Genomic DNA, 17,730 nt, shown 5'->3' on the forward strand with positions numbered 1-17,730 from the left:
GACAGCAACGGAGACAACCGACGTCAATCGACAGACACCCCCACCACCGGGCAAGCACGGTCCCCCGCTCCCAAGGGGGCGGACTGAAAGACAAAGAAAGAGGCATCGAAAAATGATGGATCATTTTCGATGCCTCTTTTAGTCCATAATGACAGGACACAGATAAAAGGGCTTTCAAGAGGTCTCATCGACCATTAACGTGCAACAGCCCCTTTTTTTATTCCTTCTTCTCCTTCACGATCCCCGGCACCGTATCCACATGGGGGATAGGATGGCCGGCGGCTGATAGGGCCTGGGGGGTTCCTTCCGGTCCGGCCGCGGGATGGGGACCGTGGTAGGACAGGTTGTTTTCCACGATGCCATCCGGATTGGTGGCCACATGGGGCTGCACATAGGTGGTGCCCCCGTCGGGGGTGGAACGGAAATAGCCGTTCACATGGTGGCCGTCCGCCGGCATATGGACTTCGCCGGTGCCGTGGAAGCCGTCAGTGGTCTGGATCCCGTGGGCGCCATGGAATCCGTCCGTGCCGTGGAAACCATCCCCACCCATGTGTCCGGTGTGGCCGGCATCGGTGAAGGCGGCCCCGTCAAAGGCGCCCAGGATCTTCAGGAAGGGCAGCAGGAAGGAAAGCACCACCAGGGGCAGGCCGAACAGCACCGTCAGGGCATTGCGGCTTTCATAGCCTTTCCGGTAGGAGAACCGGAGGAGCAGGTGGACCAGGAGCACCGGGAGACCGGCGGCCAGGAGCAGGGCCGGGTAGGCCAGGAAATGCCGGAGCTGCCAGGGCATGGCAAACAGGTGGTTCAGGGTCACCAGTTTGTAGCAGGCTTCCACCAGCTCCCAGCCCAGCCGCATCCGGTCGGTGAACAGATGGTAATACAGCAGATAGACCAGGAAGCCGCTGGCCAGCAGCTGGGCGTTCTGGATCACGTACCGGATCCGGAGGATGAAGAACACGATGCCGATGATGAGGAAAATCAGGGCCGCCGGAGGAAAGAACCGGGACAGGAACAGGATGGCCCCGGTAAAGACCAGCATGGTCCAGAGCATGGGGGCGGTTTCCACCAGAAGGAACAGCACCCAGCCTGCAATGGCGGCGGTATAGTGGCCCCGGCCCGCCCAGCCCAGGGTGTAATACCCCAGTCCCCACAGGGCCAGCAGGCTTCCCCAGTGCCAGGGGTTCCGCACCTGGGCCCGTATCCATTCCTCCCGTGTCATCCAACCAGCTCCCTTCAAAAAGTCTGTCCCCATGGTAGCACGGGGGAGGGAGAGAAGGCAAGAGGTTGTGCTGCCAGGGGGCAACCGGTCGCGGGTCGCGAGGCCCGCGACCCGTGACCCGTAGCCCGCGACTCTTGTTATGCCTCTTTTCAAATTGACAACGGGGTGGGGGTATGTTAAAATTTTTACGATTTGAGAATTCGGTCACGTATTTTCAAAATATTCTTCGGACCACTGGACAGAAGTCATGTCTTTCAGGACGGCTGTCCGGTCAAGGCCATACGGACAGCCGGGTCCACTGCCGAACTGGCGGCAACTGGTTTGCAGCCTTATTGATTGAACCGGTGGGTTCAACTTTTATAAGTTGGTTACTTCATAACCGCAATGCGTCTGTGCGCAGACTTGTGAAACGGTCAATAAGAGTCGTTCGTAACGGGGAGATTCCCTGAAAAGAAGCAAACCGCCATACCGGATGAGACCTTATTACGCAAGCTGCAAAAGGGCAGCTTGCGTTTTTTTTGCAGGAAGCAGAGACAGCAGCCATACTGGGGAGGGAAAGAGCTTGGAAAAGCAATATCGGTTGAAGCAAGATCGGGCGCCTATCTATGAAGCATTGGAACGGTTCCGGAAGATGCGGGTGGTGCCCTTTGACGTGCCTGGCCACAAACGAGGCCGGGGAAATCCGGAACTGACGGAGTTCCTGGGAGAAAAGTGCGTGGGGGTGGATGTGAACAGCATGAAGCCCCTGGACAACCTGTGCCATCCGGTGTCGGTGATCCGGGAGGCGGAACAGCTGGCCGCTGACGCCTTTGGAGCCAGCCAGGCCTTCCTGATGGTGGGGGGGACCACCAGCGCTGTCCAGTCCATGATCTTGTCTGCCTGCAAGCGGGGGGACAAGATCATCCTGCCCCGGAATGTCCACAAAAGCATGATCAATGCCCTGGTGCTCTGCGGAGCCATCCCGGTGTACGTGAACCCGGATGTGGATAAGCGTCTGGGGATCAGCCTGGGGATGAAACGGGAGCAGGTGGCCAAGGCCATCCGGGAAAATCCCGACGCGGTGGCCGTGGTGGTGAACAACCCCACCTATTACGGGGTGTGCAGCGATCTCCGGGCCATTGTGAAAATGGCCCATGATGCAGGGATGCTGTGCCTGGCGGATGAAGCCCACGGTACCCACTTCTACTTCGGCAGCGGCCTGCCCGTATCCGCCATGGCCGCCGGCGCCGATATGGCCGCCATCTCCATGCACAAAAGCGGGGGCAGCCTGACCCAGTCCAGCTTCCTGCTCACCGGGCCCAAGGTCCACGCCGGCTATGTGCGGCAAATCATCAACCTGACCCAGACCACTTCCGGCAGCTACCTACTCATGTCCAGCCTGGATATCAGTCGCCGGCGTCTGGCTCTCCACGGACGGGAAATCTTCCACAAAGTGGTGGACATGGCGGAATACGCCCGGCAGGAAATCAATAACATCGGCGGCTACTACGCCTTCGGCCGGGAACTGATGAACGGGGATTCCGTCTTTGACTTCGACAACACCAAACTGAGCATCCACACCCTGGATATCGGCTTGGCCGGCATCGAAGTGTACGACATCCTCCGGGACGATTATGACATCCAGATTGAATTCGGGGATATCGGCAACATCCTGGCCTACCTGTCCATGGGGGACCGGATCCAGGATTTGGAACGGCTGGTCAGCGCCCTGGCGGAAATCCGCCGCCGGTACCAGAAGGATCCCACCGGCATGCTCACCCAGGAATATGTGGAACCGGTGGTGGTCACCAGTCCCCAGGAAGCCTTCTATGCGGATAAGATCAGTCTGCCCCTGGAACAGTGCGAAGGCCGGGTGTGCAGCGAATTCGTCATGTGCTATCCGCCGGGGATCCCGCTGCTGGCACCGGGCGAAAAAATCACCAAAACCGTACTGGAACATATCCGGTACGCCAAAGAAAAGGGCTGCAGCATGACCGGTTCGGAAGATCCGGAACTGAAGCACCTGAATGTACTGGCATAAGAGGGGGATACAACCAATGGAAATGTGGTTCAGCGAATTCCATACACCGGATGTGAAACACAGCCTCCGGGTGAACCGTCACCTGTTCTCCAAACAGAGTGACTTCCAGCGAATCGATATTTTCGAAACGCCGGAATTCGGCCGGGTCCTGACCCTGGACGGCAATGTGATGCTGACGGAACGGGACGAATTCATTTACGACGAAATGATGACTCATGTCCCCATGGCGGTCCACAAGGGCATCAAGGACATCCTGGTGATCGGCGCCGGGGACGGGGGCGTGGTCCGGGAACTGACCCGGTACGACCGGGTGGAGAAGATCGACCTGGTGGAAATGGACCCCATGGTGGTGGAAGCCTGTCGGAACTATCTGCCTGGGAACGCCTGCCGGATGGACGACCGGCGGGTGCACATCTATTTTGAAAACGCCCTGAAATTCATCCGCCACCGGGAAAATTCCTACGACCTGATCATTGTGGATTCCGTGGATCCTTTCGGTCCTTCCGAAGGGTTCTTTACCCGGGAATTCTACGGCAGCTGCTACAACGCCCTCCGGGAAGACGGGATCATGGTGAACCAGCAGGGGAGCCCCTTCTACAAGGAAGACGCCATCGCCATGCAGCGGAGCCACCAGCGGATCGTCAGCACCTTCCCCATCAGCAAGGTGTACCAGGCCCATATCCCCACCTATGCGGCGGGCTACTGGACCTTTGGCTTCGCCAGCAAGAAGTACCATCCCATCAATGACCTGGATGCTCCGGCCTGGGAAGCTCTGAACATGCACACCCGGTACTACACCACCCGGCTCCATGTGGGAGCCTTCTGGCTGCCGGCCTTCCTGGAGGAGATGCTGAAGGAAGTGGAAACGGAAGAAGGATGCCAAAATGCTGAAAAATAATGTGGAAACCTTCCTGGCCTGCGATGCTCCCTATGAGGACGCCAAGATCGTCCTGTTCGGGGCTCCCTTTGATTCCACCACCAGCTTCCGGCCCGGGACCCGGTTCGGGTCTTCCGCCATCCGCCACGAAAGCTTCGGGCTGGAAACCTACAGCCCCTACCAGGACAAGGATCTGGAAGATTATGCCGTTTTTGACAGCGGGGATCTGGAACTGTGCTTCGGCAGTTCGGAAATGGCCCTCCAGGACATCGAGGAACGGACAGCCACTATCCTCCAGGATGGGAAACTGCCTTTCATGGTGGGGGGCGAGCACCTGGTGACCCTGGGGGCCTTCCGGGCGGTGCTGAAAAAGTACCCGGATGTCCAGATCATCCACTTCGATGCCCACACGGACCTGCGGGACGATTACCTGGGGGCCAAACTGAGCCATGCCTGTGTGATCCGCCGGTGCCATGACCTGATCGGGGACGGAAAGGTCCATCAGTTCTGCATCCGCAGCGGGGAACGGGCGGAATGGCAGTTCGCCCGCCAGCACACGGACCTGCACCCCTTCAGCTTCGGAGGGCTGGAACAGCTGGTCCGGGATCTGGAAAAGAGCCGGGTGCCGGTGTACTTCACCATCGATCTGGACTGCCTGGATCCTTCGGTGTTCCCGGGGACCGGGACCCCGGAAGCCGGGGGCGTCACCTTCATGGCGCTGCTGAACGCAATGCGGCTGGTGGCCAGGACCCATGTGGTGGCCGCCGACGTGAACGAACTGGCACCCATGCTGGATGCCAGCGGTGCCTCCACCGCCGTGGCCTGCAAAGTGGTCCGGGAACTGCTGCTGGCGCTGTTGTGAGGCTGCCCGGAGGGCAACCTCGGTCTCGAGTCTCGAGTCGCGGGTCTCGGGCCGAAGGATAAATTTGCAGGCAAATTTTTTGAACAGACAGAACCTGGTTCTCCTGCAATGACAATATCCGTTTCTTTTTACCATACGGTGCTGATTCTGCACCATCAAAAGAACTCGGCCGCAAGGACGGGTTCTGACCATTGGCTCGAGACTCGAGACTCGAGACCCGAGACCTGGATCCGTTGAAAATCAGGTGCGCCGGTTTTCAACGGATCCCCTAATCCAAGGAGGAAAATACTATGAGCAGAGTCCTTGTTATCGGCTGCGGCGGGGTTGCTTCCGTGGCCATCCAGAAATGCTGTCAGGTCAGCGATGTGTTCACCGAATTGTGCATTGCCAGCCGGACCAAATCCAAATGCGATGCCCTGGCGGAAAAACTGAAAGGGAAGACTGCCACCAAAGTCACCACCGCCCAGGTGGATGCGGACCAGGTGGACCAGGTGATCGCCCTCATCAAAAGCTACAAACCGGATCTGGTGATGAACATCGCCCTGCCCTACCAGGATCTGACCATCATGGATGCCTGCCTGGCCTGCGGGGTGAACTACATGGATACCGCCAACTACGAACCGGAAGACACCGATGATCCCAAATGGCGGGCCATCTACGAAAAACGCTGCAAAGAAGAAGGGTTCTCTGCCTACTTCGATTACAGCTGGCAGTGGGCCTACAAGGAAAAATTCGAAAAGGCCGGCCTCACCGCCCTGCTGGGCTGCGGGTTCGATCCCGGGGTGACCCAGGCTTACTGCGCCTATGCCCAGAAGCATGAATTCGATACCATCGATACCATCGACATCCTGGACTGCAACGGCGGGGACCATGGGTATGCCTTTGCCACCAACTTCAACCCGGAAGTGAACCTGCGGGAAGTGTCCGCCCCTGGCAGCTACTGGGAAAACGGCCACTGGGTGGAAATCCCGGCCATGAGCATCAAACGGGAATATGATTTCGACCAGGTGGGCGAAAAGGATATGTACCTGCTCCACCACGAAGAAATCGAAAGCCTGGCCAAGAACATCCCCGGGGTGAAACGGATCCGGTTCTTCATGACCTTTGGCCAGAGCTACCTGGACCATATGCGCTGTCTGGAGGATGTGGGCATGCTGTCCACCACCCCCATCAACTTTGAAGGCCACGAAATCGTTCCCATCAAATTCCTCAAGGCCCTGCTGCCGGATCCTGCCAGCCTGGGTCCCCGGACCAAGGGTAAGACCAACATCGGCTGCATCTTCACCGGGAAGAAGGACGGGAAGGACAAGACTTATTACATCTACAACGTGTGCGACCACCAGGCCTGCTACCGGGAAGTGGGCAGCCAGGCTATCAGCTACACCACCGGCGTGCCGGCCATGTGCGGTGCCCTGATGCTGCTCACCGGCAAATGGACCACCCCCGGCGTCCATACGGTGGAAGAATTCGATCCGGATCCTTTCCTGGATGCCCTGGACAAGCACGGCCTGCCCCGGAGCGAATCCCATGATCCGGCGCTGGTGAAATAATGGACTGGAACAAGGTGCGGGAGGATCGTCCCGCCTTTGCCGGTCTGCAGGGAAAAACACCGGAGGCCGCTTTCGACCGACTGGCCACCCCCTGCTACATCCTGGACAAGGCGGCCCTCCGCCGGAACGGGGAGATCCTGAAAGGGGTCCAGGACCGGACGGGCTGCCGGATCCTCCTGGCCCAGAAGGCTTTTTCCAACTACGACCTGTACCCGGTGCTGGAACCGTACCTGGCGGGCACAGAAGCCAGCGGCCTCTATGAGGCGAAGCTGGGGCGGGAAGCCATGCCCGGGAAGGAAGTCCATGTGTTCTGCGGAGCCTACCGGGCCGACCAGATGGAAGAAGTGTGCCAGGTGGCGGACCACATTGTGTTCAACTCTCCCCGGCAGCTGAAGACCTATGGCCCCATGGCCCAAAAGGCCGGGAAAAGCGTGGGGCTCCGGATCAATCCGGAATGTTCCACCCAGGAAGGCCACGCCATCTACGATCCCTGTGCCCCCGGCAGCCGGATGGGGACCACCCGGGCCCAGTGGGATGCCTGGATGACCCCGGACCTGGTAGAGCTCCTGGACGGGATCCATTTCCACACCCTGTGTGAACAGGATGCAGATGATCTGAAAAAGACCCTGGACGCGGTGGGAGAAAAGTTCGGGGATGTGATGCCCAAAATGAAATGGGTGAATATGGGGGGCGGCCACCACATCACCCGGCCGGGCTACCATATCCCCCTGTTGGAAGAATGCATCCGCCGGGTCCAGGAAGCCTGGGACGTGACCGTGTACCTGGAACCGGGAGAAGCCTGTGCCCTGAACGCCGGGTACCTGGGCACCCGGGTGCTGGATACGGTGGAAAACGGGGATGTGAAGATCGCCATCCTGGACACCAGTGCCGCCTGCCATATGCCGGATGTGCTGGAAATGCCCTACCGGCCGCCTCTGTACGGAGCCGGGGAACCGGGAGAACGGGCGGTGACCTGGCGCCTGGGCAGCGGCACCTGTCTGTCCGGGGATGTGGCCGGAGACTACAGCTTTGACGGGGACCTGGAAGTGGGGGACCTGCTGCTCTTTGGGGATATGGCCATCTACACCACCTGCAAGAACAACACCTTCAACGGCATGCCTCTGCCGGACATCGACGTGCTGGAAGAGGACGGTTCGGTAAAGGTGCTGAAAAAGTTCGGATACGAAGATTTCAAGATGAGACTGGGACGGTAAAGGGGCTGTTGCATGGGCAACAGCCCGGTCGCAGGTCGCGGGCCATGAGTCACGGGCCTGGACGTTCAGCCCGTTTATTCTTTTTCTATAGATTGATAAAAGGAAATCCACTGAAATCTGGAAAACCGGATCTTCGGGCTGCACTAACAAGCCCGCGACCCGGGACTCGCGACCCGCAAAAAGACTGTTGCTTTTGCAACGGTCTTTTTTTTACAATTCTTTACAAAACCCTGCCCTTACTTTTTACATGGCTCTGGTATCTTATAGCCATAGACAAAAGCAATACTACTGTCATCATGGATTTTCTGTAAGGGAGCGATGAAGATGATGTTGAAAAACAAATGGAAAAAACTGGCTGTGACGGTCCTGGCTGGGATGATGGTCATGGGAGCCCTGGGCTGCGGCGGCCAGAAGGCTGCCGACACCAAGAAACCGGCTGCGGTCAGCGGGAATATCACCGGGTCCGGTTCTTCCGCCCTGCTGCCTCTGGTGAAGGATGCGGCGGAAAGCTTCAAGAAGCAGCATAAAGAAGTGAGCATCAGCTTGAACGCCGGCGGTTCCGGCATGGGCCTGAAACAGGTGTCCGATGGTTCCGTGGATATGGGGAACTCCGATGTGCCGGCAGCTTCCAAACTGCCCAAGGAAAAAGCAGAAAAACTGGTGGATCACAAGATCTGCGTCATGACCGTAGCCACCATCGTGAACAAGGATGTGGCGGAAAAAGTCAAGAGCCTGACCAAACAGCAACTCACTGACATTTTCACCGCCAAGATCACCAACTGGAAAGAAGTGGGCGGCCCGGATGAACCCATCACCCTGGTGACCCGGCCTAAGACTTCCGGTACCCGTGCCCTGTTCAGCAAATACGCCATGGGCGGTGCAGAAGAAGCGGCCAACAAATCCCTGGAAACCGATAACTCCGGCCTGCTGGTCCAGAGCGTAGCCCAGAACAAAGGGGCTATCGGATATGTGGCCCTGCCCTACCTGACCAAGAACGACACGGTGGCTACCGTTGCCATCGATGGTGTGGCTCCTACCCTGGAAAACACATATTCCGGCAAGTACAATGTCTGGGGGTATGAACATGTCTACACCAATAAAAATCCGAAAGCGGCTGTGAAAGCTTTCCTGGATTACCTCCTGTCCGCCGATTATGGCAAACGGATCGAAGAACTGGGGTATGGTGTGAGCAGCAAGATGCAGGTCAAAGATACCGCTCATGATTGACGAAAAGGTTTCACAAAAATTGGTGCAGGTACACCGCAAAGAGTCCTTGTCACAGTCCGTCATCACGGCCTGCGGCATTGCAGCGGCCCTGCTGCCGTTCCTGATGGCCGCTTTCCTTCTGGTGAAGGGAAGCGGCACCTTTTGGGATTTTGGACACAGCATCACAGAGTTCCTGTTTTCTGCCCAGTGGAAGCCCAGTGATACTATGGAAGGCGGAGGGCAGGTAGGGGCCGCCATGTTCATCAGCGGCTCTCTGGTCACCTGTTTCCTGTCTCTGGTGTTCGCCCTGCCGGTGAGCCTGGCGGCGGCCATCTATATGTCGGAAATGGCTTCTCCCGCCGTCCAGCGTCTGATCCGCCCTATTGTAGAAATGTTCACTGGGATCCCTTCTGTCATTTACGGCTGGGTAGGGCTCACGGTGCTGGTGCCCTTCCTGCGGAAGATCTTCCCCATGCCCTTCGGGTTCTCGGTGCTGGCCGCGGCCCTGGTGCTGGCGGTGATGATTTTCCCAGTGATCACTACCATGGCCGCTGACGCCATGCTGGCCGTGCCCAAAAGCTGGCGGGATGCTTCCTATGGACTGGGGGCCACCCGGTGGGAAACCATCCGGAACGTGATCCTGCCCGCAGCCCAACGGGGCATCTTCACCGGGGTGGTACTGGGCCTGGCCCGTGCCCTGGGGGAAGCCCTGGCGGTGGCCATGGTCATCGGCCAGATGAAACGGTTCCCCACTTCGCTCTTTATGCCGGCTTCCACCATGACGACGGTGATCGCCAACGACATGGGGGGCGCCATGGAAGGCGGGGAATACAGTGCAGCCCTGTGGACTTTGGGCCTGCTGCTGTTCGTGATTTCCTTCGTCCTGATCTTTATCATCCATACTTTCGGTAAAGATCCCCTGAAACTGAAAGAGGAGGAGTGAACCATGGGAGACATTGCACAGAAAAAAGCCATGGACCGGTTCATGAGCCTGCTTTTTACAGCCGGGGCAGCCGGATCCGCCATCCTGCTCTTCGCCTTTATCCTGGATGTGGTAGGACAGGGGCTGGGAGCCCTTACGGGGGACATCCTGCTGAGTCTCCGGGACATGTTCTTCAACACCCTGTATCTGGTGTTCCTGGCCCTGGTGATCAGTGCCCTGTGGGGCATCCCCGCCGGAATCTATCTGGCAGAATACGCCCAGGACGGGAAAATGACCAACTGGGTGCGGATGGCGGTGGAGACCCTGTCTTCCCTGCCGTCCATCGTGGTGGGCCTGTTCGGCTACCTGGTGTTCATCGTCATGACTAGATCCCAGTGGAACCTGATGGCCGGCGCCCTGTCCGTTTCCATCCTGACTCTGCCTCTCATGGTGTCGGTGACGGAAAATGCCCTGAAGGATCTGCCACCAGAATATACCCTGGGCAGTTTGGGGTTAGGGGCTTCCAAATGGCAGACTATCTGGAATGTACTATTGCCAGCCTGTCTGCCCCGGATCATGACCGGCTTGATTTTAGCAGCCGGCCGGGGCTTCGGGGAAGCTGCTGCGTTGATGTTCACCGCTGGCATGTCCACGGACATCGACTGGGGCAACTGGGATTTCAGCTCCACTACCTGCCCTCTGAACCCTTTCCGTCCTGGAGAAACCTTGGCCCTCCATGTGTGGGTCATGCGGACGGAAGCCCTGAGTCCGGATGCAGCCAAAATCGCCGGGGTCACTTCCGCCATCCTGATGCTGGTGGTAGTCCTATTCAACGTACTGGCCCGGTACATCAGCTGGAGATTGGAAAAGAAGATGGAGGGAACTGTAGATGAGTGAACAAGGAAACGGACCGGTTTCTCCGGAAACCCTGGTCTTCGATGTCCAGCATCTGGACCTGTTCTACGGGAAACATCAGGCCCTGAAGGATATCAATATGCAAGTGAAACGCAATGAAATCACCGCCCTGATCGGGCCTTCCGGATGCGGCAAGAGCACTCTGCTGAAGACCCTGAACCGGATGAACGACTGGGTATCCAGCTGCCGGGTGGAAGGGAAGATCCTGTTCGAAGGAAAGGATATCTTCAAGGAAGTGGACCCTCTGGCCCTCCGGTACCGGGTGGGCATGGTGTTCCAGCAGCCTTCTCCTTTCCCCAAGAGCATTTTTGACAACGTGGCCTACGGCCCTCGGGTCCAGGGCATCACCAATAAGGCCCAGCTGGCGGAGATCGTAGAAAAGAGCCTGCGCCAGGCGGCCATCTGGGATGAACTGAAAGACCGGCTGGACAAGAGTGCCCTGGGGCTTTCCGGCGGCCAGCAGCAGCGGCTGTGCATCGCCCGTACCCTGGCTGCCCAGCCTTCGGTGATCCTCATGGACGAACCCACCTCCGCCCTGGATCCCATTTCTACCCAGAAGATCGAAGACCTGGCTCTGGAACTGAAAAAGGACTACACCATCGTCATCGTCACCCACAACATGCAGCAGGCCAGCCGGATTTCTGACAAGACGGCCTTCTTCTACCTGGGTGAATTGGTGGAGATGAACGATACGGAAACCCTGTTCACCAATCCTTCCGAACCTCGGACGGAATCTTACATCACTGGCCGGTTCGGCTGAGAGAGGAGCCATTATGAGAGATGCCTATGTAAAGACCCTGGTGGAGATCCAGGACGATGTGCGGGTGCTCATCGGCAATTTGGAAAAAACTCTGGAAGAAACCAAGACCGCCCTGTTCACCCAGAATCTGGACAAAGCCCGGATGGTCCGGGACGGAGATGATAAATTCGATGAAGAGATCCGGTCCATCATGCGGAAGGACCTGACCGTCCAGGTGCTCCAGTCTCCGGTGGCGTCTGACTGGCGGAGCTTGATGGGGACCTTCCGGGTGCTCAGCGAACTGGAACGGATTGCAGATCACTGCTCCGATATGGCTCTGTACATTGCCCGGATCCTGGAACGGGACCCGGTGGTGAAGCCTCCGGAAGGCTTCAAAGAAATGTACGAAGACATGCAGGCCCTGCTGGAGGAAAGCTTCCGATGCTACCTGGAAGGAGACGACGAAAAGGCCCGGTACATCGGGGACAAGGACGATATCGTGGATGCGGATTTCGAACGGCTGCTGCCCAAACTCACCGATGAAATCAAGAACGATCCGGACGACGTAGCCTCTTACGTGGACTATGTACTGCTCCTGAAATATATGGAACGGACCGCCGACCACGGCACCAACATCGGCAACTGGGTTCTGTACATGAAAAAGAACCTGCTGAAAGGGGACAACGGGTTTACGATGGATTGAGGAAAAAGGACTGCTGCGTGCGCAGCAGCACCCTAAAAATTTGACACAAATTTGACAAACCGTTGACTGGAATCTGACATGGACCGCCTATAGTTATATCTGTGCAGACAACAAGTTCATTTTTGCTTTCCCTGCACCAACCAGCAGGGAAAGGTTTAGGAGGCATATCCATGGAAAAGAAGTGGCTGAAACGAGCAATCCTGTCAGCGGTGCTGGGAAGTTCTTTCCTGGGGCTGCTGCCCTCTGTGGAAGCGGCAGAAGTCCGCATCCTGCCGGTGGACCGGGCTAAGTTCTGGGCCGGAGCCAGATTTGACTTCGATGTGGAAGTAAAAGGGGACCAGCAGCTGAAGGACGTGGCCATCACCGTCAACGGCCAGCCTGCGGACAAATTCTTCGGGCAGAAACTGGTGAAGAAGGACCTGGGCAACGGGGTCACCAGCTACCGGGCCGACCAGGTCACCTTCCCCAAGACCGGGGCTTATGAAGTGAAGGTCACTGCCCAGGACGGGACCGGCAAAGGAGTATCCGCCGCCGGGTACACAGTGGTCAGCGAAAAAGCGCCCAAACGGGCCAAGAACGTGATCCTGTTCGTGGGAGACGGCATGAGCCTCCAGGCCCGGGAAATCGCCCGGATCCTGTCCAAGGGCATGACCAATGGGAAATACAATGACCTGCTGGCCATGGAAAAATTGGAGCACAATGCGGTAATCACCACCAGCGGCTACGATTCCTTGGTCACCGACAGCGCCAACTCTGCTTCCGCCTATGCCACCGGCCACAAATCCGTGGTGAACGCCATGGGGGTCTATGAAGATTCCACCAAAGATCCCTTCGATGATCCCAAAGTGGAAAACATCTCCGAAATCCTGAAACGGACCCGAGGCATGTCTGTTGGGGTCATCACCCAGGCCGAATCCACCGATGCTACTCCGGCTGCCATGATCGGCCATACCCGCCGCCGGGCCAACCAGGACTGGCTGGCCAGCAGTTACCTGGACCAGTACCATCGTCCCGACGTAATCATGGGCGGGGGCTCTGCCCGGTACCTGCCCAAGAGCGTACCGGGGTCCAAACGGAAGGACAATGAAAACGTGATCCAGGAATTCAAGGACATGGGCTACACCTTCGTGGGGACTGCCAAAGAAATGAAGGCGGCGCCCAGTGACAAACCTCTGCTGGGACTGTTCCACACCGGCACCATGAACGTGTACATCGACCGGGAAATGCTGAAGGATCCCCAGGTGCTGAAAGGGTTCACCGACCAGCCCAACCTGATGGACATGACCCAAAAATCCCTGGACATCCTGTCTAAAAATCCCAACGGGTTCTTTGCCATGATCGAAGGGGCTTCCATCGACAAACAGCTCCATGTGATGGACTGGCAGCGGGCGGCCTACGATACCATTGAATTCGACAAGGCCATCCAGTATGCGGAAGACTGGAACAAGAAACGGGGGAACGATACCCTGATCATCGTTCTGGCGGACCATGCCCATGGGGTCTCTATCAGCGGCACCTACCACGAACGGGATGGAAAGAAAGGCACGGAAGCCGTCCGGGTGTACCAGAATTCCGTATTCCCCACCTTTAAAGATGAAGATCATGACGGATTCCCGGACAATCCGGATCCGGATGTGACCCTGGCCGTCCAGTACGCCAACCATCCGGAATACTACGAAAACTATCATTTCATGAAGAAACCCACTCCGCCGGCTCTGTCCGTAACGGAAACCAAACAGGAACAGTCCGCCATCGGGGACAAGGTGGAATTCCATCAGGTGACCAAGGCCAGCTCCAAGGCCAACACGGCCCGGATCCATCCGGGAGACCCGGCGGAACTGATGCCTGCCAACACCCCCAAGGACGATCCTCAGGAATGCCACAGCGCCGATGATATCCTGCTGAACGCCGGCGGTCCCGGCTCCGAATACTTCAAGGGCACCATGGACAACACGGAAGTATTCTTCGGGATGCTGCGGGCCCTGGGCATCGACGGCAATAAGACCAAGGTCCACCTGACCCAGGCTAAGAAGTGATATGGTCTGGCTGAAGCGGGGCCTCCTGGCCCTAGCGCTGACCCTGTCCCTGGCCCTGCCGGCAGCAGCAGAAAGCCTGTCTTTCGGAGAGCTGTACAGCGGCTATTCCTCCGAAGGGCTGACCTTTTCCGACAAGGTCCAGAACCTGGCGGGGAGTACGGTGACCATGACAGGCTACATGGCTCCGCCGCTTACTCCCACCATCCGGTTCTTTGTGCTGACGGAAGTGCCCATGTCTGTCTGTCCCTTCTGCTCTACGGATGCGGATTGGCCGGACAATATTGTGGTGGTGAAACTGTCCGATCCGGTGACGGCCTTGCCCTATGATACCCCCATTACAGTGACAGGGACCCTGGAGACAGGCAGTGAAACCGACGGAGAAACAGGTTTTGTGAGCCAGCTGCGGATTGTGGCGGATTCCATAGATGAATAAGGCAGGAAGGGAGGTCCCCGGTCCGCTGCGGCGGCCGGCTCCTCCTTTTTTGCGCAGGAGGGATGGAAATATGCTGGAAGTGGAAAATCTGATCTGTGACTACCCGGAAGAAGGGGGCAGGACGGTCCGGGGCCTGACTCTGCCTTTGTTCCGGATGGGGGATGGGGAAGCTTGTGGAGTGGAAGGTCCATCCGGCAGCGGCAAGACCACCTTGTTCCACTGTCTGGCCGGGCTTTTGACGCCCACACGGGGACGGATCGTATTGGACGGTGTGGAGCTCACCGGTCTTTCTGAACCGGAACGGGCCCGGTGGCGGGGAAAGAACCTGGGCTATGTGTTCCAGGAACCCAAACTGCTGTCCTTCCTGACCCTGGAAGAAAATATCCGGCTCAGCGGCCGGCTTGCGGGGAAAGAAGTGTCAGCCCAGGAAATCCGGGAGCTCTTGACGGAAGTGGATCTGCCGGGATGCGGGAAACGTTTTCCCCGGCAGCTCAGTGGAGGGGAGAGGCAGCGGGCGGCCTTTGTCCGGGCCATTGTCCGGCAGCCCCGGCTGCTCCTGGCGGACGAACCCACCGCCAGCTTGGATGCCAGAAACAGCCGGAAGATCCTGGATCTGCTCCTGGGCTATCAGGCCCAAAGCGGCTGCCTGCTCCTGTGCGCCAGCCATGATCCGGCGGTCCAGGCTCGGTTTGTCCGGAAGCTGGAACTGCGGAAGGAGGAAGCATGATGTTCCGTTTGGCTTTTCTATCCTTGTGGCGGAGGCCCCTCCGGTACGGGCTGCTGGTCCTTTTGACAGCGGTGGCCTGTGCCCTGCCGGTATTCGTGATCCAGCTGGCCGGGGGACTGTACCAAGGCCTGAACCGGGCGGCGGCTCCCTTTCCCATCCTGGCAGGTGCCAAGGGATCTCCCTACCAGCTGGTGCTGAATACGGTATTTTTGCGGGACCGGCCCATCGGGAACATCCCTTATGGAGAAGTGGAAAACCTGCGGCAGAGCGGCAAAGCCGACCAGGTGCTGCCCCTGGCCTTTGGGGACAGTTTCCGGGGGTTCCGGCTCTGCGGCACGGAACAGGAAATCTTTTCCTATGTGGTGCCAGGGGAACACAAGCCCTGGCTGCGGACCGTTCAGGGACGGAGGTTTAACGGTACCGGGGAAGCGGTGCTGGGAGCGGAAACCGCCCGGCTCACCGGACTCCAGGTGGGGGATGTATTCCAGTCCAGCCACGGATTCATTGCCAAAGGCAAGGCCCACCCTCATCCCTACCGGGTGGTGGGAATCCTGGCTCCGGTCCAGGGACCCTATGACAAAGCCATCCTGGTGCCTTTGGAAGACATCTGGGAAGCCCATGCCGGCCATGGCAGCGCCCTGGTCCCTGGACAGAAGGGAGAAGTGACCGCCATCCTGGTCCGGCCCAAAGGGTACGGCCAGGCCATGCAGCTGCTGGCCGCCTGGCAGCGGAAAAAAGGCGGCTCCTCCCAGCTGCTGTTCCCAGCCCAGAGCCTGATCGCTCTCTATGGGATGGTGGGCCAGAGCCGGCAGTTCTGGATCACCCTGTCCCTGGGCCTTTTGGGGGCGGCCACCCTGGTGACCCTGCTGGCCCTGTACTGGGACGGGACATCTCGGATGGAAGAATGGGCCCTGCTCCAGGCCCTGGGGGCCAGCCACCGGAAGACCCAGTCCCTGCTGCTCCTGGAACAGTTCCTGCTGCTCCTTTTGGGCAGCACCCTGGGCTGGGTCCTGGGGTGGGGCGGCAGCTTGTTGGCCGCAGAAGGCATCGGACAGCAGGCGGCGGTCCAGATGAGCCGTGTCCCCTTGTGGCAGGGGTTCTTGGCCCCGGTGCTCTTGTTGGCGGCCGGCACACTGGGAGGGCTTGTCCCCCTGTGGCTGCTGCGGAAAAAGGATATCGCCCCGTATCTCTGAGGGGCTATGGTATAATGAGAACCATACGGACGGAAGAAATCGACAGAAAGCAGGAAAAACATGACTTTACAACAATTGCGCTATATCGTAGCCATTGCCGAAGCCGGGACCTTCAGCGGAGCGGCCAAGGCCCTGTTCATCACCCAGCCCAGTCTCACCAAGATGGTCCGGGAACTGGAAAGGGAAATGGGCATCCAGATCTTCGAACGGACCAACAAAGGGGTCCACCTGTCCCGGGACGGGGAAATCTTCCTGGGCTATGCCCGACAGGTACTGGAACAGGCGGACCTTTTGGAATCCCGGTACAAGAAACAGGCCGGGGGCAAGCAGGAATTCACCGTATCCACCCAGCACTATTCCTTTGCGGTGAACGCGTTTGTAGATCTGATCAAACAGTACGGGGGTGACACCTACGATTTCAGCCTCCAGGAGACCCAGACCTACACCATCATCGACGACGTGGCCCATATGCGCAGTGAAATCGGCATCTTGTACTACAATGCTTTCAACAAAGCCGTCCTCCAGAAAATCTTCAAGGCCAACGACTTGGTGTTCCGGGAACTGTTCGTGGCCCAGCCCCATGTGTTCCTCAACTCGTCCCATCCTCTGGCAGGACGGGAGAGCGTTTCCATGGAAGAACTGGCCCCTTATCCCTATCTGTCCTATATCCAGGGGGACCATAACGCCTTTTATTTTTCTGAAGAGATCTTCAGCACGGTGGTCCGCAGCAAGAACATCCGGGTCACCGACCGAGCCACCCTGTTCAATCTGCTCATCGGCCTCGACGGCTATACCGTCTGCAGCGGAGTCATCGATCAGAAGCTGAACGGCGCCAGCATCATCGCCGTCCCTCTCCGGGAAGAAGGAGACATGCACATCGGCCTTTTGACCCACAAACAGACCCATCTCAGCCGTCTGGGGAAGGCCTATGTGGAGGCTCTGGAGCGGTACATTGCCGACCAGGTAGGACAAGGCGCCCAGAAAGAAAAATAAAAAAGAACATTGTCCTATCCATTCTATACATAGCTATATATAAGTGTTAACTTTTTAATATTTTTTGCCATATTTTCCGTTTTACTGTATAATATGACTTGCAGCATTATAAAGAAAAGCA

16 protein-coding genes are annotated in these 17,730 nt (G+C 58.0%); 15 read left to right on the top strand and 1 reads right to left on the bottom strand.

Translation table 11 applies throughout. From position 1 onward, the window contains the following. Positions 1–217: 217 nt before the first annotated feature. Positions 218–1,219 (bottom strand): hypothetical protein, encoded by a 1,002-nt coding sequence (locus ACTUHY_RS08760; RefSeq protein WP_442827434.1) that lies wholly within the window; start codon positions 1,217–1,219, stop codon positions 218–220. Between the two features lie 562 nt (positions 1,220–1,781). Here ACTUHY_RS08760 and ACTUHY_RS08765 point away from each other — a divergent pair. From ACTUHY_RS08765 to ACTUHY_RS08835, 15 genes are all read left to right on the top strand, one after another. After that, positions 1,782–3,239, top strand: a complete 1,458-nt coding sequence (locus ACTUHY_RS08765; protein WP_278673561.1) for an aminotransferase class I/II-fold pyridoxal phosphate-dependent enzyme — start codon at positions 1,782–1,784, stop codon at positions 3,237–3,239. Between the two features lie 16 nt (positions 3,240–3,255). After that, complete coding sequence (speE, locus tag ACTUHY_RS08770; RefSeq protein ID WP_012939224.1) at positions 3,256–4,137, top strand: polyamine aminopropyltransferase; 882 nt, start codon at positions 3,256–3,258, stop codon at positions 4,135–4,137. Then, a complete protein-coding gene (gene speB, locus ACTUHY_RS08775) occupies positions 4,124–4,978 on the top strand; it encodes an agmatinase (protein WP_442827435.1) in 855 nt (284 codons plus the stop codon). Before speE ends, speB begins: the two co-directional genes overlap by 14 nt. 290 nt (positions 4,979–5,268) lie before the next feature. Beyond that, positions 5,269–6,528: a saccharopine dehydrogenase family protein gene (locus ACTUHY_RS08780; protein ID WP_442827436.1), complete on the top strand. Its 1,260-nt coding sequence runs from the start codon at positions 5,269–5,271 to the stop codon at positions 6,526–6,528. Further along, positions 6,528–7,742, top strand: coding sequence for a carboxynorspermidine decarboxylase (locus tag ACTUHY_RS08785; protein WP_442827437.1), 1,215 nt, complete (start codon positions 6,528–6,530; stop codon positions 7,740–7,742). Before ACTUHY_RS08780 ends, ACTUHY_RS08785 begins: the two co-directional genes overlap by 1 nt. Positions 7,743–8,066: 324 nt before the next feature. After that, complete coding sequence (locus ACTUHY_RS08790) at positions 8,067–8,969, top strand: phosphate ABC transporter substrate-binding protein (RefSeq protein WP_442827438.1); 903 nt, start codon at positions 8,067–8,069, stop codon at positions 8,967–8,969. Then, positions 8,962–9,891: a phosphate ABC transporter permease subunit PstC gene (pstC, locus tag ACTUHY_RS08795; protein WP_278673555.1), complete on the top strand. Its 930-nt coding sequence runs from the start codon at positions 8,962–8,964 to the stop codon at positions 9,889–9,891. Before ACTUHY_RS08790 ends, pstC begins: the two co-directional genes overlap by 8 nt. Positions 9,892–9,894: 3 nt before the next feature. Further along, positions 9,895–10,767: a phosphate ABC transporter permease PstA gene (pstA, locus tag ACTUHY_RS08800; RefSeq protein ID WP_442827439.1), complete on the top strand. Its 873-nt coding sequence runs from the start codon at positions 9,895–9,897 to the stop codon at positions 10,765–10,767. After that, on the top strand, positions 10,760–11,545 hold the full coding sequence (gene pstB, locus ACTUHY_RS08805; protein WP_442827440.1) for a phosphate ABC transporter ATP-binding protein PstB: 786 nt from the start codon (positions 10,760–10,762) through the stop codon (positions 11,543–11,545). The genes pstA and pstB overlap by 8 nt, the downstream gene beginning before the upstream one ends. Positions 11,546–11,558: 13 nt before the next feature. Then, a complete protein-coding gene (phoU, locus tag ACTUHY_RS08810; protein WP_278673552.1) occupies positions 11,559–12,227 on the top strand; it encodes a phosphate signaling complex protein PhoU in 669 nt (222 codons plus the stop codon). Between the two features lie 170 nt (positions 12,228–12,397). After that, positions 12,398–14,263 (top strand): alkaline phosphatase, encoded by a 1,866-nt coding sequence (locus ACTUHY_RS08815; RefSeq protein ID WP_442827441.1) that lies wholly within the window; start codon positions 12,398–12,400, stop codon positions 14,261–14,263. 1 nt (position 14,264) lies between these two features. After that, on the top strand, positions 14,265–14,696 hold the full coding sequence (locus tag ACTUHY_RS08820) for a hypothetical protein (protein WP_442827442.1): 432 nt from the start codon (positions 14,265–14,267) through the stop codon (positions 14,694–14,696). Positions 14,697–14,766: 70 nt separating this feature from the next. Then, positions 14,767–15,423 carry an ABC transporter ATP-binding protein gene (locus ACTUHY_RS08825; RefSeq protein WP_442827443.1) on the top strand — a complete coding sequence of 219 codons (657 nt, stop codon included), beginning with the start codon at positions 14,767–14,769 and terminating at the stop codon, positions 15,421–15,423. After that, the gene (locus ACTUHY_RS08830) at positions 15,420–16,616 is read left to right on the top strand and encodes an ABC transporter permease (RefSeq protein WP_442827444.1); all 1,197 of its coding nucleotides are present in this window, start codon (positions 15,420–15,422) and stop codon (positions 16,614–16,616) included. The genes ACTUHY_RS08825 and ACTUHY_RS08830 overlap by 4 nt, the downstream gene beginning before the upstream one ends. 60 nt (positions 16,617–16,676) lie before the next feature. Continuing rightward, complete coding sequence (locus ACTUHY_RS08835) at positions 16,677–17,609, top strand: LysR family transcriptional regulator (protein WP_442827445.1); 933 nt, start codon at positions 16,677–16,679, stop codon at positions 17,607–17,609. Positions 17,610–17,730: the final 121 nt, after the last annotated feature.

Source organism: Acidaminococcus nyctereutis, assembly GCF_052216985.1.
GTDB lineage: Bacteria > Bacillota > Negativicutes > Acidaminococcales > Acidaminococcaceae > Acidaminococcus > Acidaminococcus fermentans_A.